Source organism: Arthrobacter koreensis, assembly GCF_009193255.1.
Lineage (GTDB): Bacteria > Actinomycetota > Actinomycetes > Actinomycetales > Micrococcaceae > Arthrobacter_B > Arthrobacter_B koreensis.
On sequence record NZ_WACG01000008.1, the window covers coordinates 1 to 20750 of the forward strand.

Consider the following 20750-nt stretch of genomic DNA (forward strand, 5'->3'; position numbering starts at 1 on the left):
GGGCGGCGCGGCGGGCGGGCGGCGCGGCCGCGGCGGGGTAGCGGCGCGGCGGGCGGTGAGGGGCCGCCGGGATAGCGGCGCGGTGGTAGAACTTTTCCAGTGGGGCGTGCCGCGGGGCGGCTGCGGTGACGTGCACTGCAGCTGCGGCGGCCGCGGCCGCGTACCAACCCTCCACAACGCTCGTCATGTGGCGCGCATAGGGGTTGTTTTCCCCATTGTCGCCCACTACTGGTCTACGGCTTGGGGCCGGTTCATAGCCTGTGACCATGTTGGAAATGGAAGCGACACCCTCAGTGCGGCACCCGGCAACGTCCCGTCCGTTGCCGGGACGGTCTGCGATTGCGGCGGACCGGTTCCGCCACCCTGGCGGGGCGGACGGTTCCGCAACGGAAGGCCATCGTCTCCTCCGCGAGCACCCAAAGTACCTATCCCTCGGGTCCGGTCTGCTGGCCACAATAAGGGCGTGGCTGCAGAGCCTTCAGGACCCGGCCAGCTGGGAAGACCTTGCAGAGAACTCGCCCGACTATGAGCTGGTGGATTTGTTGCGGGTGCTGGAGGAACTGAAGTCATCGGCCGCGGCGGTGCAGGCCTGTGCTGCGGCCGTGCTCGACGCGTCCCAGCGCCGGGCCCAGTCCCGTGCCGGTGTCCCGGCAGCCCACCTGGGGCGTGGTGTCGGAGCGCAGATCGCCCTGGCCCGCAGGGATTCCCCGCACCGCGGCAGCCGGCACCTGGGACTCGGCAAAGCACTGGTCCACGAAATGCCCCACACCCTCGCCGCACTGGCATCCGGGGTGCTCAGTGAATGGCGGGCAACCCTGATTGTCCGGGAAACCGCCTGCCTGGACCTGGAAGACCGGCACCGGGTAGACGAACTGATCTGCAAGGACGCGGACTCCCTCGACGGGCTCGGCGACCGGAAACTGATCGCCCGGATCCGTTCCATCACCCAGGCCATCGATCCCGCCTCCCAGGTCCGGCGTCACGCGAAGGCCGTCTCCGACCGGTATGTTTCCTGCCGCCCGGCACCGGACACCATGTGTTTTGTCACCGGGCTGCTGCCAGTCGCGCAGGGAGTGGCCGTCTACGCCGCACTGTCCCGGGCTGCGGATTCGTTGCGTGCCTCAGGGGATGCGCGGGGCCGGGGCCAGATCATGGCCGATACCCTCGTTGAACGCGTGACCGGGCAGGCAGCAGCAGACCGGGTTCCGGTGGAAGTGCAGCTGGTCATCACCGACCGGACCCTGTTCACCGGCCGGACTCCGTTTCCCGACCGGACCCTGTTCACCGGCCGGCACGGGGAAACCGTACCCGGCGGGGACGCTTCGCCAGGAAGGACGGGAGCGCCGGTAGCGCCTGTAGCGCCTGGCAGGGACGCGCCCGCCTACTTCCCCGGGTACGGGATCGTCCCCGGAGCATGGGCCCGGGACCTGATCCGCTCCGCCCTCGGACTTGGGAACAACCAGCAACCTCGCCCGGCGGCGGCCGGCCGGCAGGAATCTCCACCAGGTGCAGGAGACGGCGCCGGTGCCGGTGCAGGTGCCGGCGCCCCAGCTTCATCTCCACCTGACGAACAGCGAACCCGGGTGACCCTGCGGCGCCTCTACCTGGACCCGGTATCCGGGGAACTGACAGCGATGGAGTCCAAGGCCCGGGCCTTCCCGGCCGGTCTGGCACGCATGATCCGCACCCGGGACCAAACCTGCCGGACACCCTGGTGCGACGCTCCGATCCGGCACATCGACCACATCGAACCCCATGCGGAAGGCGGACGCACCAGCTACACCAACGGACAAGGACTCTGCGAGGCCTGCAACCAGGCCAAGGAAGCACCAGGGTGGAGCGCAGTGACTGTCAGGACAACAGCGCCGGATTCTCCGGCGCGGATTGAGGCAGTGGAAACTGAGGCAGCGCGCCCGGCCACAGTCGGTCCCGCCGGTTCTCGGCGAGCAACACCCAAGCCGACAGGACCCCGAATGGCCGCAGCCCCGCCCGCACCACACGGCGCTTCACCCCGGCACACCGTCCGAACAACGACGCCCACCGGGCACACCTACATCTCGACCGCGCCACCCCTGCCGGGAAACCCGGCGGTGACCTGAACGCGGTCCCGGCCGATGTCATCCCGCCAGAGGATGATGACAACGGCCGGGAAGCCCGTGTCAGTCGCCGAAACGCAGAAGAACCTTGCTGCTGACCGACGCGTTCCTGGCAACCTCAAACGCTTCCAGCGCATCCTCCACGGCGAACTCGTGGGTGATCACCGGATCCGCCTGCAGGGTTCCGTCGGCCAGTGCCGCAATAACCTCATCGATTTCGTCGTTGAACCGGAAGGAGCCCACCAGTTCGAGCTCCCGCGTGATCGCCAGGGAAATCAGCGCCGGCTGCTCCCCCGACGGCAGCAAGCCGACCATCACAACGCGTCCGCCGCGGGTCGCACCCTGCACGGCAGACATCAGTCCGCGGTAACTGCCGGACGATTCGAAGCAAATGTCGGCATCCACCGCGGCAATACCCTCGGCATCAGTGGCCAGCAGACTGCGGTCAGCACCAACGGCACGCGCGGTTTCCAGCGGGAACTCGTGCATGTCCGTCGTGATGATCTCACCCGCGCCGCGTGCCCGAAGCACCGCAGTGATCAGCGCACCGATCGGGCCCGAGCCAGTGACCAGCACCCGCTTGCCCCGGACATCGCCGGCCCGCGAAACCGCGTGCCAGGCCACAGCCGCAGGCTCCACGAGCGCGGCCCGCCGCAGCGGCAGGGTCTCCGGAAGGACGCGGAGCATCCGCGCCGGCAGGTTCACGAACCGGGCAAAGGCACCCTCGGTATGCGGGAACCGGGCAGCACTGCCCAGATACGTGCAGCCCGGTGACAGGTTGGGCCGGTCCTCAGGGTACCGGGACCCGTCTCCGGGACCGGGCGTCGCCGGATGAACGGCCACGGCAGTACCTTCGGCCGGTCCGGTACCATCGGCAGCAGCGCGGGCAACCCGGCCCACCACCTCGTGGCCCAGCAGCATCGGCGCCTTCAGGATTGATTCCCCGGCAGCTCCGTGCTGCCAGTAGTGCAGGTCGGACCCGCACACCCCGCCGTAGACGATCTCGACAACAGCCTCATCGGCCGCCGGAGTTCCAGGCTCCACGGGTTCAACCCGCAGGTCACCGGCTCCGTGGGCTACTACTCCTAGAGTTTCCATGGTTTTCCTCCTCAGACCACAGTGGTCATGCCGCCGTCAATGAAGACGACCTGCCCGTTGACGAACTTAGATGCATCCGACGCCAGCCAAATTGCCGGACCGACGATGTCCTCCACGCTGCCCCACCGGTGCGCCGGGGTGCGCCCGAGGATCCAGGAGTTGAACGCCTCGTCATCGACCAGGTTCTGGGTCATCTCGGTGTGGATGTAGCCCGGAGCAATGGCATTGATCTGCAGGCCCTCGGCGGCCCACTCAGCCGTCATGGCGCGGGTCAGGTTGCGGATGCCGCCCTTGGACGCGGTGTACGGCGCGATCGTCGGCCGCGCCAGGTCCGTCTGCACGGAGGCAATGTTGATGATCTTGCCCCGGCCGCGGGGAATCATGTGCCGCGCCGCTTCACGGCCCACCAGGAAAGCACTGGTCAGGTTGGTGCGCAGCACGCGTTCCCAGTCCTCGACGTCGAGCTCCAGCATCGGCACCCGGTGCTGCACACCGGCGTTGTTCACCAGGATCTCCAGCGGACCGACTTCGCGCTCAACCCAGGCAACGCCGTCGGCCGCTTCAGCAGCGTCCGTGACGTCGAAGCGGCGGGCGAAGATGCGGTCCTCACCGAACTCGGCGGCCAGGGCGGCGCGAGCGTCCTCCAGCCGGTCCGCATCCAGGCCGTTCAGGACAACGACGGCGCCGGCAGCTGCCAGCCCGCGGGCAATCGCGTTGCCGATCCCCCGGCTGGAACCGGTGACCAGGGCAACCCGCCCGGAAATATCAAACATGTCTGCAGCCATCGCTGCCGCTCCTCTCCGGCACCCGGGAGTCCGGGTACCAAAACGGCCGGGAGCAAGGCTGCTCCCGGCCGGATGGATGTACTAGAACCCTGAGGCGACCAGGTAGATCGCGAGGGCCAGGATGAAGCCGACGACGCCGATCAGCGCCTGGCCAACGGTCCAGGTCTTTAGCGTGGTCTTGGTGTCCATCTGGAAGAACCGGCTGACCAGCCAGAAGCCGGAGTCGTTGACGTGGCCGGCGAAGACCGAGCCGGCCGCCAGCGCCAGCACAATCGCCACGGTCTGCACCGCGTTGAAGTCCGGGTTGTCCAGGACCACGGGCTGCACGAGGGCGGCGGCGGTCGTGAGGGCAACGGTGGCCGAACCCTGTGCGACACGCACGATTGCAGCGATCACGAAACCGGCCACGATGACCGGCAGGCCAATGGCGTCGAGTGAATCAGCAATGGCGTTGCCGATTCCGCTGGCACGCAGGACACCGCCGAACATTCCACCCGCACCGGTGATCAGGATGATGGAGCAGACCGGGCCGAGCGCGGAGTCCACGACGGTCTCGATCAGGGTGCCCTTCTTGCCCTGGCGGCGGCCGAGCAGCCACATGGCCAGGAAGACGGTGATCAGCAGGGCAACCGGCGTTTCGCCGAGCATGCGCAGGATCTGGACCCAGGTGTCTTCCTTGTTGACCAGTTCCGCAGTGGCGGCCATGTTCAGGCCGGTGTTGAGGAAGATCAGGACGAACGGGAGCAGCAGCAGCGTGATGATCGTGCCCAGGCTCGGTGCGGAACGAAATTCGGACTCGGCCGATCCCTTCGGGGCATCAAGGATGGAGGGCACAGGGATGTTGAACTTGCGGCCCAGGAAGTGGCCGAACAGGTAACCGGTCAGGTACCAGGTGGGGATGGCGACGAGCAGGCCGAAGATCAGGACCAGCCCGACGTCGGCGCCCAGCAGTCCGGTGGCGGCCACGGGGCCGGGGTGCGGCGGCACGAAGATGTGCATCGCGGAGAAGGCGGCGGCTGCCGGGAACGCGTAGGTCAGCAGCGAACCGCCCATGCGGCGGGCAACCGTGAAGATAATCGGCAGCATGACCACAAGGCCCGCGTCGAAGAAGATCGGGAACCCGAACAGCAGCGAGGCCACAGAGAGCGCAAGAGAGGCACGCTTCTGGCCGAACTTGTTGATCAGCGCGTTGGTGAGCACTTCGGCTCCGCCGGAGACCTCCAGCATGCGGCCCAGCATGGCACCCAGACCGACCAGCAGGGCCACGCTGCCAAGGGTGGTACCGAATCCGCTGAGCAGCGTCGGCACAATATCCACCGCCTGGATACCGGTCGCGACTGCGGTCAGCAGGCTGACCACGATCAGCGCCAGGAAGGCGTGGATACGGAATTTCATGATCATCACGAGCAGCAGGGCAATTGCTGCAACGGCGATCAGCAGGAGGCCGGGAGTACCCAGCGTCCAGTTGAGCTCAAGATCGGTCATCGTTGTCCTATCAGGATGGGATTCAGTGCCGGGATCAGGATCCGGCAGGGGTGAACGCAGCTGCAGTGGCCGCCGCGATTTCATCTAGGCTCAGCGTGATGCTCAGCCGGATCCCGGCCTCATCCTCGCCGAGGGGTTCAAGGGTGGCAAACTGCGAGTCCAGCAGGGTTGGCGGCATGTACTCGTGGTCGCGCCGGCTCAGCCGATCCGCAATCAGTTCGCGGGAGCCTTCCAGGTGGATGAACCGGGTGCCCGGCGCGTAGGAGCGGATCAGGTCACGGTACTGGCGCTTCAGCGACGAACAGGCCACCACGGTAGCGGTCCCGTTTTCGAGTCCGGCGGCCAGCTCACGGCCGATTGCGCGCAGCCAGGGCTCGCGGTCTTCGTCCGTCAGTGGATGCCCTGAGGCCATCTTTGCCTTGTTGCTGGCCGGGTGGAGGTCATCACCGTCCAGGAACGGAAGCCCCAGCCGGGCAGCTACTGCCTGTCCGGCGGTGGACTTGCCGCAGCCCTGTACACCCATCACCACAAGCGGGGGATATTGCTCGTTCGCCAACGACATGGCAAAACTCCTCAGACGCGCCATTACATCTGATTTGGTCGTGGCCATGCCAGTAATAAATCAGATTTATCAGGACCAAGATAGCACCAACCTCGACGGCGGCAAATCCTACGGACACCCGGATACCCCTAGAGGTATTTTGATTTATACCCCTGGGGGTATTACCGTTGAAGTACCCCGATCCCCCAAAGGAGTACCCATGCTTATCGAACGCATCTATGACGAGGACCTGGCGCAGGCCAGCTACTTCATCGGCTGCCAGCGCCTGGGCGAGGCGATCGTCGTCGACGCCCGCCGCGACGTCGCCCCCTACCTTGACCTCGCTGCTGCGAACGGCATGAAAATCACCGCGGTGACCGAGACCCACATCCACGCCGACTATCTCTCCGGCACCCGTGAACTGGCCGCCGCCACCGGTGCGCAGATCTACATTTCCGGGGAAGGCGGAGCGGACTGGCAGTACGGTTTCGAAGGCACCCGGATGTACGACGGCGATGCCATCACGATCGGCAACCTCACCGTCAAGGCCCTCCACACCCCGGGCCACACCCCCGAACACCTCTCCTACCTGGTGACCGACGGCGCCTTCACCGACCAGGCGGGCTACCTGCTCTCCGGCGACTTTGTCTTCGCCGGAGACCTCGGCCGCCCGGACCTGCTCGACGAAGCAGCCGGCGGCGTCGACACCCGCTTCGAGGGTGCCAGGCAGATGTTCGCCAGTCTGCGGGACAAGTTCCTCACCCTGCCCGACTACGTCCAGGTGCACCCCGGCCACGGTGCCGGCAGTGCCTGCGGCAAGGCGCTGGGCGCCATCCCCTCCTCCACGGTGGGCTACGAGCGCCTCTACGCGTGGTGGGGCAAGTACCTGGCCGCCAATGACGAGCAGGGCTTCATTCACGAACTCCTCGACGGCCAGCCCGAGGCCCACGCCTACTTCGCCCGCATGAAGAAGCAGAATAAGCAGGGCCCGGCAGTGATGGGTCCGCGGAAGCCGCTCGAGGAAATCCCGGCCGCCGACCTCGTCTCCCGGCTCGAATCCCGGGAAGCCACCTTCGTGGACACCCGCAGCGTCCCCGAGCTCCACGCGGGCACCGTCCCGGGCGCCCTGCACATTCCCGCGGCCGGCAAGACCGCCAGCTTCGGCGCCTGGGCCGTTGACCCGGAGTCAGAGCGCACCCGCCCGCTGGTCCTGCTCACCGCGAACCAGGACCAGGCCCACGCCGTCCGGGATTCCCTGGCGCGCGTTGGCATTGACGACGTCGCCGGTTTCGTCACCAGCCTGGAAGGCCTCCCGCAGGCCGCACCGGCCACCATTTCCGCCACAGAGCTGGATTCCTTCGACGCCGCCATGGTGCTGGACGTCCGTGCCCGCACCGAGCATGCGGGCGGCAACATCCCCGGATCACACCAGCTGCACGGCGGCCGTGCCTTGTGGAACCTGGACGAGCTGCCCTCTGCCGGCACGATCGTGGCGTACTGCGCGTCCGGCATGCGCAGCTCGATCGTCGGCAATGCCCTGCGCAACGCCGGGTACGACGTCGTCGAACTCGAAGGCGCCTACCCCGCCTGGGCAGCCGCCCACGCTTCCTAGCAGCAGCGAAAAACCCCGGCCCGCCTGTGCGGGCCGGGGTTCTCGCTGTCCGGGGGATTTTGCTGTCCGGGGTTTATGGTCGCTGGGTCCTGAGGCGCACCAGCCGCAGCACAACGCCCGCAGCGAAAACCGCCAGCCCGCCGAACACCGAGGACAGGGGCAGCGTCAGCGCCAGTACGGTGCAGGAAAACGCACCCAGAACCTGGAGGGCGCGGGGATAGCGGCGGTCGGACGCCGGCTGCGTCAGGGCCGCCAGATTGGCCACGAGGTAGTAGACCAGCACGCTGAAGGATGAAAAACCGATGGCTCCGCGCAGGTCGGCAGCAAGAATCACGCAGCAGACCACGACGGCGAGCGCCACTTCTGCGCGGTGCGGCACCTGGTACTTCGGATGGATTCCGGCCAGCCAGCCGGGCAGGTCTCCCCCGCGGGCCATGGCCAGGGTTGTGCGGCCAAGCCCTGCGATGAGCGCCAGCAAGGCCCCGAGGGACGCCGCGGCAGCACCGATCCGCACCACCGGCCCGGCCCAGGCCAGCGGACCGGATTCGACGGCGGCGGCCAGCGGCGCAGGCGTGGCGGCAACGCCGTCGGGCCCCAGGGCGGCCAGCAGTGTCACGGCGACCACCGCGTATACCGCCAGGGCCAGGCCGAGCGCCAGGGTGACGGCGCGCGGAATCGTACGCCGGGGGTCGCGGACCTCTTCTCCCATGGTGGCGATCCGGGCGTACCCGGCGAAGGCAAAAAAGAGCAGGCCGGCGGACTGCAGGATCCCGTACCATCCGCCGGCCAGGAGCCCGTCGGAGAGGAAAGTCCCCGCCCCGGGGCCGGTACCCGCCCAGGCGGCAACCACCCCCAGGACCAGTGCAGCGAGCACCACGGCAACAATGATCCGCGTCAGCAGGGCCGTGCGGGTGATGCCGCGGTAGTTGACGGCGGCCAGGAGGACGACGGCGGCCACCGCCACGGGCCGTTCCCAGCCGGCGGGTGCCGCATAGGCTGCGAAGGTCATGGCCATGGCCGCCGCACTGGCGGTCTTGCCGATAACGAAGCCCCAGCCGGCGAGGAAACCGGGCCAGGGCCCCAGGCGTTTCCGCCCGTACACGTAGGTCCCGCCGGAAGCGGGATAGGCCGCGGCCAGCTGGGCCGAGGAGGTGGCGTTGCAGAAGGCCACCAGTCCGGCCACGGCGAGCCCGATCAGCAGGCCGGATCCGGCGGCGGCTGCAGCGGGAGTAAAGGCGGCAAAAACCCCTGCTCCGACCATGGAGCCGAGGCCGATGAGTGTGGCGTCCGCCGTGCCGAGCCGGCGGGCCAGTGCCGGTGAACCGGAAGGTCCGGAAGGTCCGGAACTGACGATTGGCGGCCGGGGTTCGTTGCCCATACGGCAAGTATGCCCCGGCCGCCGCAGTGTTACATGCCCAGGATTTCCTGGACCAGCACGAACCCGCCCATGGCGAGCACGAACCAGCCGAAGGCCTTCCGCAGCGCCGCCTCCGGAATCCGGCCCACCAGCCTGGCCCCGATGAGCGAGCCGATGATCGCCAGGGCGGTGACGGCCAGCGTCATGCTCCAGTCGATCTGGACGGTGGTCAAATAGCCGGCCAGTCCGGCGAAGGACTTCATGGCGATGACCACGAGCGAGGTACCCACCGCCAGGGCCATGGGCATGCCGCCGAGCAGCGCCAGGGCAGGCACCACCAGGAACCCGCCGCCGGCGCCCACCAGGCCGGTCACGAGGCCAACCACGGCGCCGTCCGCCAGGATGCGCAGGAGCGGCAGGTCTGAATAGGCCTTGTCCGGATCAACGTTGCGCCGCCCGCGAAGCATGGCAATCGACGTCGCGATCATCATCAGGGCGAACGCGATCATCAGCACCACGGACGGAATCCGGCTGCCCAGCAGGCCGCCGCCAAACGCGCCGGCCATTCCGGCGGCGCCGAAGATGAGTCCGGTCTTCCAGCGCACGCGGCCGTTGCGGGCGTGGCCGATCACGCTGACCGCCGACGTCACACCGACCACGAACAGCGAGGAGGCGATGGCTTCCTTGGCACCGAACCCGGCCACGTAGACCAGGATCGGCACGGTCAGAATCGAGCCGCCGCCGCCCAGCAGGCCGAGCGACAGCCCGATCAGCAGGGACAGGCTGAGCACCAGCACAAGGGTGCCCGTCATGAGGCCGCGGGTCCATCCTGGCTGGGCCGGACCTTGGGCAGTGACTGGATCGCGGATTCACGGGTGGGCTCGGACGCCGTCTTGTTCCACGGCATTTTGGCCAGTGCCGCGCCCATGGCGCAGGAGTTGGTGGCTGCGGAGAAGGTCAGCCCGGCGCCGATGCCACCGGCCAGCATGCGCAGCTTCGGGGACACGAGGCGTCCGCCGGCAAGTCCCAGCACGACGGCGGAACCGGCCACCATGCGGACCTGGCGTTCAAGGTCCCAGCGCTTCTGGCCGCGGACGACGTCCCCGCCGGCCGACGCAAAGGCAGGGACGCCGCCGGTCAGGACGTGGGCTGATCCGATGCCTGCACCGCCGAGGCGGGTGCGGGCCTGCTCGGCACGGGTGCCGGACTGGCACACGAGGACAACCCGTTTGCCCAGCCGTTCGGCCAGCTCGTCGGTGTGCTCGGAGAGCAGTGGAAGCGGCACGTTGTAGGAGCCGCGGATGTGCATGGCTTCGAACTCGGCCGCGAATCGAACGTCGATGATGATCAGGTCATCCGGATCCTTCATCCAGGTCCGGAGGGTCTCGGCGTCGATGGAAGTTACGGCCGCCGGGGTATTGGCAGTCATGGAGGTCCTTTCGCAGGGAGGGGGAACCTCCACGATCCCATATACCCATGGGGGTATGCAAAACACCCCCGGGGGTATCTAGCTAAGGCCTCTGTTCCCCGCCGCTCCAATCTGCGAGGGTGGCCCCATGGAAACGGTGCTGCTCGGCCTGGCCGTGGGGCTGGCAGTGGGCGCTGTCGTCGGGTTGGTCGGAGCCGGCGGCGCGATCATCGCCGTGCCTGCACTGGTTTACGTGGTGGGGCTGGAACCCGATGAGGCTGTGCCAACCTCCCTGATCGTCGTCGGACTGGCGTCGGTGGCCGGCGCACTGCCGCGGCTACGCCGGGACGTAAGCTGGCCGCTGGTACCTTTCATTGCCATCCCGGGCATCCCCGCGTCCTGGGCCGGGACCGCCGTGGGAGAGCTGCTCGATCCGGACTGGCTCATGCTGTGCTTCGCCCTGGTCATGATCCTCGCCGGAGCGCGGATGCTGGCCAGCGCCGGGAACGGCAGGCCAGGTGCGCGGTCGGCGGAGCAGGGCGGCTGGGGCGGGCTGGCCCTGCGCGGCATTCCCGTGGGGCTGCTGGTCGGCTTCCTCACCGGCATGCTCGGGGTAGGCGGCGGTTTCCTCATCATTCCCGCACTGACCCTGCTGCTGCGGGTACCAATGCCCCGCGCCATCGGCACGTCGCTTGTGATCATCGCAGTGAACTCAGCGTCCGGTTTCGCCGCCCATCTGGACGGCCTGAGCATCGACTGGGCTCTGGCCCTGAGTTTCGCCGCTGTGGCGGTTGCCGCCTCACTGGCTGCCGCACGGCTGGCCCACCGACTCAATGAAGCGCTGGTGAGCCGGATCTTCGCGGCGGTTATCTTTACCGTCGCCGCGGGCGTCCTGGTGCAGACCGTGCCGCATCTGCTGCCCGGCCAGGCTGCCGCAGATCCGGCAGATCCTCCGGCGGCCGGCGCCAGCCTGGCATCGAGCCGGCTGAGTTTCGGCGAACGGAGCCTCAATGTGCTGGTGGAGAACCACACTTCGGAGGACCTGGTGATCAGCGCAGCCCAGCTGGAGAGCGGCGCATACTCCGGACCCGCACCGTGGACACCGGCCGACGGCGATGCCACCACCCTCCGGCCCGGCGGCAGGGTAGCCCTTCCCGTCAACCTGCCGGAGGCTGCCTGCGGGGACAGCGAAGCTGATTTCGACACACACGTCCGGCTGGCTATTGGGACCGGCAGGGAGCTGCTTCTTCCGGCGGAAGACCCCTACGGGACGATAGCCCAGGCACACGGGCAGGATTGCCTGCAGCAGGAGGTCGACGCCGTTGCATCCTTTGCCCTGGCGCCGGACCTGGAGGTCGCAGCGGACGGGCGAACCGCAGTCGTCCGCATTCGGGTGACGCCGAACGGCGGTTCCGGTTCGGTCAGGGTGCGGATCGACTCGACGACGCTGCTGAGCGAAGCCCCGGATCATCCCTGGCCGCGGGAAGTCGCGGCGGAAGCCGCAGACGAGGCGTCGGTGATCGAACTTCAGGCGGTGCCGGCACGCTGCGATGCGCATGGACTGGCCGAAGACAAGGCCGGAACGAGGTTTCCGCTGGAGGTGGAGGTTGCCGGCTCGCGAAGCGGCCAGCTGCGGCTGGAACCGCCGCCGGAATTCACGGCTGCGGTGTACGGTTTTGTCCGATCCGCCTGTTCCCTGCAGTAGTGCACGCAGATCACGCCGTTGTGATCTGCGTTACAGGTGATGCTACCAAGCGGCCGGAGCAAAAGGCCAAACGGCAGTGCCTCCCCCGCCGCGACCTGCAACGACGTCCGCGCGCGGGGAGTGTCGGGGGTGCGTGAGACGATAAAACCATGCCTGCAACCCTGCCCCTGATCGATGTCACGGACATCATCCGCGTGGTCGGCGGTTCCGCGTTCCAGCGGGGGCAGGGTTACGCGAAAGGCGGGGCCGTAGACTCCCTGGACTGGGACGCGGCGGGCGGCGTTTTGCGGGCCCGCGTGCACGGCCATTCCAGCACGCCGTACAACACCATGCTGGTCCTGGAAGCGAAGCGGCAGGGAGATTACCGCCTGGTGGACAACCACTGCAGCTGCCCCGTGGGGTTCGACTGCAAGCACGTTGCCGCCGTGGCACTGCACAGCAACACTGAACACCTCATTGGCCGGCAGGAACTGCGCAGCGCTTCCGCTACCCCGGCGGTGCCCGCCTGGCAGGCCTCGCTGCAGGATCTGCTGGCCGGATCGGCAAGCAGTGAACCACTCAAGGTCACGCCGCTGGGCCTGCAGTTCGAGCTGCGCCGGCGCGACGGCGGCGCATCCGGGGTGTGGGGGCCGCCGGCTGCCCGCCGGAGCGTCCGGGCACCAGCCTGGCGGCTTGGCGTGCGCCCCGTGGTCCGCAATGCCCGCGGCGCCTGGGTCAAGAACAACCTTGCCTGGACAAACCTTGCCTACCAGACGTACGGGCTGAAGCTGGACCCGGAACAGCACCGCTGGTTCTCCCAGTTCCCGGCACTGCACCGCTCCAACGGCGTCAGCTACTTTGGCCAGAACGACTCCTGGCTTTACCTGGATGACTTCGCCAATCCCCTGCTGTGGCAGCTCCTGTCCGAAGCCCGCCGCCTGGGTGTTGAATTCGTGGGGACCAAGAAGGACGTCAGCGTGCAGGTGGGCTCCGAAGCCGTCCTGGCCCTGGACGTGCGCTCGGCCCAGACCGAGGCAGCGGCTCCGTTGCAGCTGCTGCCCAGCCTGGAGATTGACGGGCAGTCCTACCCGCTGGATACCGCCGGCGTCATTGGCAGCCACGGGCTGTACGTGCAGGCGGCCGGCGGACTGATCCTGCTGGCGCCCAGCCCGCGGACGCTCACCGAACAGGACCGCACCCTCCTGGCCGGAAACGCGCCCGTTACCATCCCGGAATCGGACACTGCACTGTTCCTGGAGAAGTTCTACCCCAAGCTCCGGCAGGTCATTCCGGTCACCAGCAGCGACGAATCGGTCCGGTTCCCCGAGGTTGAGCCGCCCATCCTGGTGCTCACCGCCGGGTTCCAGCCGGAGGATGAGCTGGCGCTTGAATGGGAGTTCGAGTACCGGCAGGGCACCTCCTCCACCCGGATGCCGCTGGACAGCCGGCCCTCCCCTACGGACCCCGCGGCACGGGATGTTGGGGCCGAAACCGAGCTGCTGGAATCAGCACGCCAGATACTGGGCCGGGCCCCGCACAACACCGTGCTGCACGAGATCGAGACCGCCGAGTTCAGTGAGTACATCCTGCCGAAACTGCAAAAGGCCGACGGCGTCCGCGTGGACATCCTCGGCGAGCGGCCGGACTACCGTGAACTGACGTCGGCTCCGCAGCTGAAGATCACCACCGTTGAAACCGAACGCCGGGACTGGTTCGACCTCGCGGTGATGATCACCGTGGAAGGCCGGCAGGTGGCCTTTGCGGACGTCTTCAAGGCCATCGCCAAGGGCAAGACCAAGATCAAACTGGTGGACAACACCTACCTGTCCCTGGACCGGCCTGAGTTTGAACGGCTGCATGCCCTGATTGAGGAAGCCCAGGCACTGCAGGAATGGGACACCGGCGAGCTGGGGATCAGCCGGTACCAGGCCGGACTCTGGGCCGAGCTGGAGGAACTGGCCGAGGAAACCGAGCAGGCAGCGGCGTGGCGCAGCGCCGTCAGCGGACTGCTGGAACTTGAATCCGTGGAACCCGTCCCGCTGCCGGAAGGATTGAACGCCGAGCTCCGCCCCTACCAGGTGCAGGGCTACAACTGGCTGGCTTTCCTGTGGGAACACGGCCTGGGCGGAGTCCTGGCGGACGACATGGGCCTGGGCAAGACGCTGCAGACCCTGGCACTGATCGCCCGTGCCCGCGAACAGCAGGCGGCAGCTGGAGCAACCGGCCGCCCGTTCCTGGTTGTTGCCCCGACATCGGTGGTCCCCAACTGGATTTCCGAAGCCGCCCGGTTCACGCCGGGCCTGCGGACCGTATCCATTCCGGACACCAGCGCCAAGTCCCGGCGTCAGTTGGGCGACCTGATTTCCGGAGCGGACATTGTGGTGACGTCCTACGCGGTGTTCCGCCTGGACTTCGCTGCTTACCGCGCACAGGAGTGGGACGGACTCATCCTGGACGAGGCGCAGTTCGTGAAGAACCGTACGACGCGCGCCAACCAGTGTGCGCGGGACCTTCCGGCGCCGTTCAAGCTGGCCATCACCGGCACCCCCATGGAAAACAACCTCATGGAACTCTGGTCCATGTTCGCGATTGTGGCTCCGGGATTGTTCCCCTCCCCGCGGCGCTTCGCCGAGGAGTACCAGCGGCGGATCGAGAAGTCCCAGGACATGGCCCAGCTGGGCAAGCTCCGCCGACGGATCAAGCCCCTGATGCTGCGCCGCACCAAGGAAGCCGTCGCCTCGGACCTGCCTGCCAAGCAGGAACAGGTGCTGGAAGTGGACCTCACCCCCAAGCACCGCAAGATCTACGAGACCCATCTGCAGCGCGAGCGGCAGAAACTGATGGGCCTGATCCAGGACATGGACCGCAACCGGATGATCGTCTTCCGGTCGCTGACCCTGCTGCGCATGCTGAGCCTCGATGCGTCCCTGGTGGATCCGGAAAACTCCGGGGTGCCGTCCGCGAAACTCGATGCGCTGCTGGAGCAGCTCGAAGACGTGACCGCCGAGGGGCACCGCGCCCTGGTCTTCAGCCAGTTCACGTCCTTTTTGAAGCTGGCCGCCCAGCGGCTGGAAGACGCCGGAATTCCCTACGCCTATCTGGACGGATCCACCCGCAACCGCGCGGAAGTGATTTCCGCGTTCAAGGATGGCCAGGCTCCGGTCTTCCTGATCAGCCTGAAGGCCGGCGGGTTCGGGCTGAACCTGACCGAGGCAGACTATGTCTTCCTCCTTGACCCCTGGTGGAACCCGGCGACGGAAGCCCAGGCGGTGGACCGCACCCACCGGATCGGGCAGAAACGTTCCGTGATGGTCTACCGGATGGTGGCGCGGGGAACCATCGAGGAAAAGGTCATGGCGCTGAAGGAACAGAAAGCCGCCCTGTTCTCCTCGGTGATGGACGACGACGCCGTGTTCAGCTCCGCGCTCACTGCCGAGGACATCCGCGAACTGCTGCAGTAGCTCCGCTCGCTGCCGCCGGCGCCACAGCGGCCGGTGAATTCAGGCACAGCGCCCGGGCCTCAATCCGCCCCCGATCCGCGCGTTTGCAGGCTTTCCGGCCTTTTCCCGAAAATTCTACACATAGTAGAAATCGCTAACTTGGGATTCATGAGCCTGAAGGAAGCCGTCCGCCCCGTCGAGGCACCCCCGGCGGACAGCGATGAACTGGTGCACGTTTTCTGCACCCCCTGCAAGCGCCGGGCCCTGCAGCACGCCCGGCGGCCCAAGCCGTACTGCGGCAAGACCATGCCCAACCGCCCGCTTCGCAGCGACAACGCCCATCTGCCCATCTGCGTGGTGTGCGTTGAACTGGCGCGCTCCGGTCCCTGCCCTTCCTGCGGAACGCAGGCCCGCCTCTAGGCGGCCATTCCCAGCGCCGGTCACGGTTTGTACAGTGGGTGGATGGCTACCCAGGAACGTCCCATAGGCTTTTGGCTCAAACTGCTGGACCAGCTGGTCGATGAGCAGTTCGGCGCGAGTTTCGAAGAACACGGCGTCACCCGTCGGCAGTGGCAGATGATGAACCTGCTCACCAACGGGCCCGCCAGCGAGAAGGAACTCTCCGACCAGCTCAAACCTTTCTTTCCCGCTGTGGAAGCCGGCACCTCGGGAGAGCTCATTGAGGAACTCGCCGAAAGCGGCTGGGTTGCCGTGAGCGACGGCCAGTACTCGCTGACGGACCTCGGGACGCGCAGCCTGGAGAATCTCCGCGGCGCCGTCGAGCGCATCCGGGACCAGCTGACGGTCGATGTTTCCGAGGAAGAATACGCCGCCCTGGTTTCGGTGATGCAGCGGATGGCCGCCAACCTGGGCTGGAAGGACGGACCCGAAACCCAGGACACGCCCGGCATGTGATCGCCGGCCCCGGGGGCGGCACCGCCAGGAGGGGTAGTCTCCTGGCATGGGGAAACAGGTCTATGTGGAGATACCGGTCCGGGCACCGCTCGAGCGGTTGTGGGAGCTGACCCAGGACCCGCAGAACCATCCCCGGTGGGACCTGAGGTTTACCGCGATCATTCCCGCTCCCGGCACGGCCCCGCAGGAATTCCGCTACGAGTTCAGGCTGCCGCTGCACACTATCCACGGCACCGGAACATCCCTCGGCACCCGGGGGCAGGGCAAGGCCACCTCCGTCCTGAAGTTCACCACCCGGGACGTACTCTCGCCCATTGGACCGGGAGCCGGATACTGGCGCTATGTTCCCGGACCGGACGGGATCCGGTTCATCACCGGCTACCACTTTTCACCCGGCTGGGGTCCGCTGGGCCGCTGGCTGGATGCCCCGCTCATCCGCCCGGCACTCGGCTGGGCTACGGCGTGGAGCTTCGACCGGCTGCGCCTCTGGGCGGAAGACGGCATCCCGCCCGAACGCGCCCTCCGGGCCTGGCTGCTGGACACCGGCCTCCGTACCGCAGCGGTGGCCGGAACACTGTGCCTGCTGATCCGGCGCCCCGGGGCTGGCACCGCCCTTGCCGCTGCCGCAGCGGTGGCTGGCGCCGGGATGCTTCCGGCGGCCGGCAGCGTTCCACGGGCCGCGCGCTGCCTCCGGCACGCACCGGACAGGCAGTCCTCCCGCCCACCGGCCTCCCTCGCAGCGCTGCCGGAGCCGGCATGAACGCGCCCGGGAACGCCGGACAGTCCGTCTTCGCCCGGGCCATGGGGGATGATTTCCACCGGCTGCACCCCATGCTCCAGCGCCGGTTCTCGGTGGATCCGAAGGCCGGCTACGCCTGTGTGGGCCGCGGCGTTTTCTCGGAAGTCCGCCGGGGTGCATGGTGGACGGTGCCGTTCCTGAAATTCGGCGCCTTCCGCAACATCCTGTTCCCGGAGCGCGGCCGCAACGTGCCGTTCAGCATTGAAAACTACCCGTACGTGGACAGCTTTGGCCGCACCACCGTCACGTTCACCCGCACCCTTGAACTGCGCCCCGGGCGGCCGCGGCGGTTCGACGCCAGCATGGTCTACAGCGCGCGGCGTGGAACGGTGGTGGACTATCTGGGCACCCATCAGCACCTGGCCACGGACCTGGACCTGGGTGTCCGCGAAGACGGCTCGCTTCACCTGCGCACGGGGGCGCTGCGTTTCCACGAAGGCCCGGTGAGCTTCACCGTTCCGCGCTTCCTGACCGGCACGGCGGATCTCTACGAGGCGTACGACGACGAGCGGCAGGTCTACACGATCCAGCTGCAGGTACGCAACCCGGTTTTCGGCTTCCTGTTCGGTTACCGCGGTGAGTTCGCCTGCACTTTTCCGCCGGTTGCGGGAACCGGGGTGCCGGACCGGCTCCGGCCGGTGCGGGAGGAAATCCGGGACTAGCGCATCTCCACCCGGCCTCGGTCAGGCTCCGGCAGGCGCAAGACGGGACAGATGACGCATCAGTGCGCGGGCCGTGCCGTCGTCGAGCACCAGGTCCGTGATCACGCCGGCGCGCAGCGCCGCGATCAGCCCGGGCACTTTATGCTCCCCCGAGACAACGCAGAGCCGGCGGGGAATCCGCTTCAGCTCCTGCGGCGTGGGTCCGGACGCCCGGCGGTTCAGCCCGATGTCCGCGTAGCTGCCGTCCTCGCGCAGGAAGACCGTGCAGACATCGCCCACTACGCGGTGCGCGGCGAACTCGCGAAACGCGTCCTCGGTCAGATAGCCGCCGCTGTACACCTCTGACGGCGAGGGCCCTTCGAATGCCCCCACACTGAACACGGCAAGATCCGCTTCGGCACGCACCGCCAATACCCGCCGCACCGTGGATTCCTGCCACATCAGCTCCCTGGTCCGCTCATCGTCGAAGAAGGCAGGCGCCGGAAACTGGATCAGCGCGGCGTCAAAGGATGCCGCCATCTGCGGCAGCAGCCCGGGGGAAGCGTTCAACTGCGCAGACCGGGCACTCACCGCGCCGTTCATCTGCACCACCGTCGCGTCCCGGGTCAGCTTCGGCTGGAGTACAGCCGCTACCGCCGACGTCGTGGTGCCCCAGGCCACCGCCATGGTCATCCCGTCCTCGAACCAGTCGTGGATCAGCACCGCCGCATGCCGGGCCGCGGCATCCAGCCGCTTGGCAGTGTTTGCCGTGGCGGGGACCGCAGCCAGATAGGCAGTCACGCCGAAGGACTTCTGCAGGGTGCGCACCAGCTCGCTACCCGTGTCCACCGGGGCCGAAAGGGTGATGCGGACGATCCCCCGGTCCCGTGCAGCCTGCAGCATCCGCGAGACGGTGGACCGGGAGACATTGAACCGTTCAGCGACCGTTTCCATGGTCGCGCCCTGGACGTAGTACAGCTCGGCTGCACGGTACAGATCGGCATCTTCGTGCATGGCATCCCCTCCGAGTGCGCACATCCGTTCATCTGCTTTGATCGTACTCCCAACGGAGGCCTATCGTTCGACGAAGACTCCGGGCCCCTTCGCCCGGTCCGAAAGCGAAAGGCCACCCCATGTCACCTCGCCTGCCCTCAGCCGGAAACCGCGACGCCGTCCTCGACGAGCTCGCCGATGGTCCCGAACTCGACGTCCTCGTGGTGGGAGGCGGGGTGACCGGCGCAGGCATTGCCCTGGACGCCGTCTCCCGCGGTCTGCGCACTGCCATTGTCGAAGCCCAGGACTGGGCCGGCGGCACCTCCCAGTGGTCTTCCAAGCTGGTCCACGGCGGCCTGCGCTACCTGCAGCAGCTGGATTTCAAGCTGGTAGCCGAGGCCCTGCGGGAGCGTGAGCTGCTGCTCGATTCGCTGGCACCGCACCTGGTCAAGCCAGTGCCGTTCCTGTACCCCATCACCCACCGTGCCTGGGAACGCCCCTACGTCGCCGCCGGCATCGGCCTCTACGACACCCTCGCGCACGTCGGCGCCAAGAACGCCACCATGCCGATCCAGCGCCACCTCGGCATGAAGGGGGTCAAAGAGGCCTTCCCCGACGTCAAGGACGGAAGCATGGTCGGCGCCATCAAGTACTGGGACGGCAAGGTCGACGACGCCCGCCTGGTCCTGACCCTGGTCCGCACCGCCGCTCGCCTGGGCGCCACGGCCGTTCCCCGGGCCAAGGCCGTCTCCTTCCCGCAGGATGCCTCCGGCCGGGTATCTGGTGCCGTGATCCGCGACCTGGAGACCGGCCGCGACCGCACTGTCCGCGCCAAGTCCGTGATCACCGCCACCGGTGTGTGGACTGAGAAAACCCAGGACCTCGCCGGCGCCGACGGCGGCCTGAAAGTCCTTGCCTCGAAGGGCATCCACATCATCGTGCCGCGCGAGCGCATTTCCGGCGAGTCCGGCCTGATCCTGCAGACCGAGAAGTCCGTGCTGTTCGTGATTCCGTGGGAGCGCTACTGGATCATCGGGACCACTGACACTCCGTACCACCAGGAACTGTCCACACCCGTGGCCACGAGCGCGGACATCGACTACGTCATCGAGCACGCCAACGTGGTGCTGGACAAGCCCCTGACCCGCGACGACGTGATTGGGACGTACGCGGGCCTGCGACCGCTGCTGCAGCCGGGCACCAAGGGCGACGAGCAGTCCACCAAGATCTCCCGCGAGCACACCGTGACCGAGGTGCTGCCGGGGCTGGTAGCGATCGCCGGAGGCAAGCTCACCACCTACCGGGTTATGGCGGAGGACGCGGTGGACCTGGCGCTGGGCTCACGCGCCAAGGACCTTCCCTCGGTCACGGCCAAGACCCCGCTGCTCGGCGCAGACGGCTATTTGCCGCTGACCCGCCAGGCCGGTTCGCTGGGCGCGCCGTACGGCTGGACCGAACAGCAGGTCATGCGGATGCTGGACCGCTACGGCTCGGCCATCTCCGAGATCACTGAACTCGTGGACGAGCGGCCAGAACTGGCCGCTCCGCTGCAGGGCGCCCCGGCTTACCTGCGTGCTGAGATCGTGCATGGCTGCACCCATGAGGGCGCCCTGCATCTGGAAGATCTGTTCGACGTGCGCACCCGCCTCACCTGGGAAGCCCCGAACCACGGCTTGGACGCCGTCGAGGAGATTGCCGATCTGGCCGCCGAAGCGCTGGGCTGGGACCAGGCCCGCCGCGACGCTGAGGTGCGCTCTTACCGCGACCGCTGCGCGGCACAGGACGCCGCAGCCGCGATCGCAGACGAGCCCGCCGCCGCAGCCGTGCGGTCCGAGGTGCCGGATGTTGTCGAGGCCGTGGCACTGGCCGCGCGCTGAGCAGAGAGGTGCGGTTAGC

18 protein-coding genes are annotated in these 20750 nt (G+C 67.6%); 9 read left to right on the plus strand and 9 right to left on the minus strand.

The window, feature by feature from the left end:
* Positions 1-187, minus strand: a 187-nt coding sequence (locus tag GD628_RS16785; RefSeq protein WP_226802585.1) for a hypothetical protein, incomplete at its 3' end; no start/stop codon positions are given.
* A 79-nt stretch (positions 188-266) separates the two neighbouring features.
* Between GD628_RS16785 and GD628_RS16790 the strand changes: the two genes are divergently transcribed.
* Positions 267-2099 (plus strand): HNH endonuclease, encoded by a 1833-nt coding sequence (locus tag GD628_RS16790; protein ID WP_226802586.1) that lies wholly within the window; start codon positions 267-269, stop codon positions 2097-2099.
* Positions 2100-2159: 60 nt separating this feature from the next.
* Here GD628_RS16790 and GD628_RS15060 read toward each other — a convergent pair whose 3' ends face one another.
* The 4 genes from GD628_RS15060 to GD628_RS15075 form a co-directional block, all read right to left on the minus strand.
* Entirely contained in the window at positions 2160-3194 is a 1035-nt protein-coding gene (locus tag GD628_RS15060; RefSeq protein ID WP_152275277.1) for an L-idonate 5-dehydrogenase, read from the minus strand.
* Between the two features lie 11 nt (positions 3195-3205).
* Positions 3206-3979 carry an SDR family oxidoreductase gene (locus GD628_RS15065; RefSeq protein ID WP_152275278.1) on the minus strand — a complete coding sequence of 258 codons (774 nt, stop codon included), beginning with the start codon at positions 3977-3979 and terminating at the stop codon, positions 3206-3208.
* Positions 3980-4060: 81 nt separating this feature from the next.
* Positions 4061-5464, minus strand: coding sequence for a GntP family permease (locus GD628_RS15070; protein ID WP_152275279.1), 1404 nt, complete (start codon positions 5462-5464; stop codon positions 4061-4063).
* Positions 5465-5498: 34 nt separating this feature from the next.
* A complete protein-coding gene (locus tag GD628_RS15075; RefSeq protein WP_226802587.1) occupies positions 5499-6026 on the minus strand; it encodes a gluconokinase in 528 nt (175 codons plus the stop codon).
* A 199-nt stretch (positions 6027-6225) separates the two neighbouring features.
* Here GD628_RS15075 and GD628_RS15080 point away from each other — a divergent pair, with 199 nt between their 5' ends.
* Positions 6226-7617 (plus strand): MBL fold metallo-hydrolase, encoded by a 1392-nt coding sequence (locus tag GD628_RS15080; RefSeq protein ID WP_152275280.1) that lies wholly within the window; start codon positions 6226-6228, stop codon positions 7615-7617.
* A 73-nt stretch (positions 7618-7690) separates the two neighbouring features.
* On the opposite strand, the gene GD628_RS15085 is transcribed toward GD628_RS15080, so the two are convergent.
* The 3 genes from GD628_RS15085 to GD628_RS15095 are packed head-to-tail and all read right to left on the minus strand — an operon-like array spanning position 7691 to position 10403.
* Entirely contained in the window at positions 7691-8995 is a 1305-nt protein-coding gene (locus GD628_RS15085; RefSeq protein WP_152275281.1) for an APC family permease, read from the minus strand.
* Between the two features lie 29 nt (positions 8996-9024).
* Positions 9025-9786 carry a sulfite exporter TauE/SafE family protein gene (locus tag GD628_RS15090; protein ID WP_152275282.1) on the minus strand — a complete coding sequence of 254 codons (762 nt, stop codon included), beginning with the start codon at positions 9784-9786 and terminating at the stop codon, positions 9025-9027.
* Positions 9783-10403 (minus strand): rhodanese-like domain-containing protein, encoded by a 621-nt coding sequence (locus GD628_RS15095; protein ID WP_152275283.1) that lies wholly within the window; start codon positions 10401-10403, stop codon positions 9783-9785. The genes GD628_RS15090 and GD628_RS15095 overlap by 4 nt, the downstream gene beginning before the upstream one ends.
* Positions 10404-10530: 127 nt before the next feature.
* On the opposite strand from GD628_RS15095, the gene GD628_RS15100 reads away from it, so the two are divergent.
* The 6 genes from GD628_RS15100 to GD628_RS15125 all read left to right on the plus strand — a co-directional run bounded on the left by GD628_RS15100 (position 10531) and on the right by GD628_RS15125 (position 17882).
* Complete coding sequence (locus GD628_RS15100; RefSeq protein ID WP_193313292.1) at positions 10531-12087, plus strand: sulfite exporter TauE/SafE family protein; 1557 nt, start codon at positions 10531-10533, stop codon at positions 12085-12087.
* Between the two features lie 149 nt (positions 12088-12236).
* Positions 12237-15527: a DEAD/DEAH box helicase gene (locus tag GD628_RS15105; RefSeq protein WP_152275284.1), complete on the plus strand. Its 3291-nt coding sequence runs from the start codon at positions 12237-12239 to the stop codon at positions 15525-15527.
* Between the two features lie 147 nt (positions 15528-15674).
* On the plus strand, positions 15675-15926 hold the full coding sequence (locus GD628_RS15110) for a hypothetical protein (RefSeq protein ID WP_091607613.1): 252 nt from the start codon (positions 15675-15677) through the stop codon (positions 15924-15926).
* A 42-nt stretch (positions 15927-15968) separates the two neighbouring features.
* Positions 15969-16421, plus strand: coding sequence for a MarR family winged helix-turn-helix transcriptional regulator (locus GD628_RS15115; protein WP_091607616.1), 453 nt, complete (start codon positions 15969-15971; stop codon positions 16419-16421).
* Between the two features lie 46 nt (positions 16422-16467).
* Positions 16468-17181, plus strand: a complete 714-nt coding sequence (locus GD628_RS15120; RefSeq protein WP_152275285.1) for an SRPBCC family protein — start codon at positions 16468-16470, stop codon at positions 17179-17181.
* Positions 17178-17882 (plus strand): DUF4166 domain-containing protein, encoded by a 705-nt coding sequence (locus tag GD628_RS15125; protein ID WP_152275286.1) that lies wholly within the window; start codon positions 17178-17180, stop codon positions 17880-17882. Before GD628_RS15120 ends, GD628_RS15125 begins: the two co-directional genes overlap by 4 nt.
* A 21-nt stretch (positions 17883-17903) precedes the next feature.
* Here the strand turns inward: GD628_RS15125 and GD628_RS15130 are convergent, their stop codons facing one another.
* A complete protein-coding gene (locus tag GD628_RS15130; protein WP_091607623.1) occupies positions 17904-18875 on the minus strand; it encodes a sugar-binding transcriptional regulator in 972 nt (323 codons plus the stop codon).
* Positions 18876-18994: 119 nt separating this feature from the next.
* On the opposite strand from GD628_RS15130, the gene GD628_RS15135 reads away from it, so the two are divergent.
* Positions 18995-20731: a glycerol-3-phosphate dehydrogenase/oxidase gene (locus GD628_RS15135; protein WP_152275287.1), complete on the plus strand. Its 1737-nt coding sequence runs from the start codon at positions 18995-18997 to the stop codon at positions 20729-20731.
* The last annotated feature ends 19 nt before the right edge of the window (positions 20732-20750 follow it).

Bases quoted from the DNA above. Each gene is read 5' to 3' on its own strand.
- GD628_RS15075 (WP_226802587.1), bottom strand. From the start codon at position 6,026: ATGTCGTTGGCGAACGAGCAATATCCCCCGCTTGTGGTGATGGGTGTA.
- GD628_RS15060 (WP_152275277.1), bottom strand. From the start codon at position 3,194: ATGGAAACTCTAGGAGTAGTAGCCCACGGAGCCGGTGACCTGCGGGTT.
- GD628_RS15115 (WP_091607616.1), top strand. From the start codon at position 15,969: ATGGCTACCCAGGAACGTCCCATAGGCTTTTGGCTCAAACTGCTGGAC.
- GD628_RS15085 (WP_152275281.1), bottom strand. From the start codon at position 8,995: ATGGGCAACGAACCCCGGCCGCCAATCGTCAGTTCCGGACCTTCCGGA.
- GD628_RS15110 (WP_091607613.1), top strand. From the start codon at position 15,675: ATGAGCCTGAAGGAAGCCGTCCGCCCCGTCGAGGCACCCCCGGCGGAC.
- GD628_RS15105 (WP_152275284.1), top strand. From the start codon at position 12,237: ATGCCTGCAACCCTGCCCCTGATCGATGTCACGGACATCATCCGCGTG.
- GD628_RS15065 (WP_152275278.1), bottom strand. From the start codon at position 3,979: ATGGCTGCAGACATGTTTGATATTTCCGGGCGGGTTGCCCTGGTCACC.
- GD628_RS15080 (WP_152275280.1), top strand. From the start codon at position 6,226: ATGCTTATCGAACGCATCTATGACGAGGACCTGGCGCAGGCCAGCTAC.
- GD628_RS15095 (WP_152275283.1), bottom strand. From the start codon at position 10,403: ATGACTGCCAATACCCCGGCGGCCGTAACTTCCATCGACGCCGAGACC.
- GD628_RS15135 (WP_152275287.1), top strand. From the start codon at position 18,995: ATGTCACCTCGCCTGCCCTCAGCCGGAAACCGCGACGCCGTCCTCGAC.
- GD628_RS15100 (WP_193313292.1), top strand. From the start codon at position 10,531: ATGGAAACGGTGCTGCTCGGCCTGGCCGTGGGGCTGGCAGTGGGCGCT.
- GD628_RS15070 (WP_152275279.1), bottom strand. From the start codon at position 5,464: ATGACCGATCTTGAGCTCAACTGGACGCTGGGTACTCCCGGCCTCCTG.
- GD628_RS15120 (WP_152275285.1), top strand. From the start codon at position 16,468: ATGGGGAAACAGGTCTATGTGGAGATACCGGTCCGGGCACCGCTCGAG.
- GD628_RS15090 (WP_152275282.1), bottom strand. From the start codon at position 9,786: ATGACGGGCACCCTTGTGCTGGTGCTCAGCCTGTCCCTGCTGATCGGG.
- GD628_RS16790 (WP_226802586.1), top strand. From the start codon at position 267: ATGTTGGAAATGGAAGCGACACCCTCAGTGCGGCACCCGGCAACGTCC.
- GD628_RS15125 (WP_152275286.1), top strand. From the start codon at position 17,178: ATGAACGCGCCCGGGAACGCCGGACAGTCCGTCTTCGCCCGGGCCATG.
- GD628_RS15130 (WP_091607623.1), bottom strand. From the start codon at position 18,875: ATGCACGAAGATGCCGATCTGTACCGTGCAGCCGAGCTGTACTACGTC.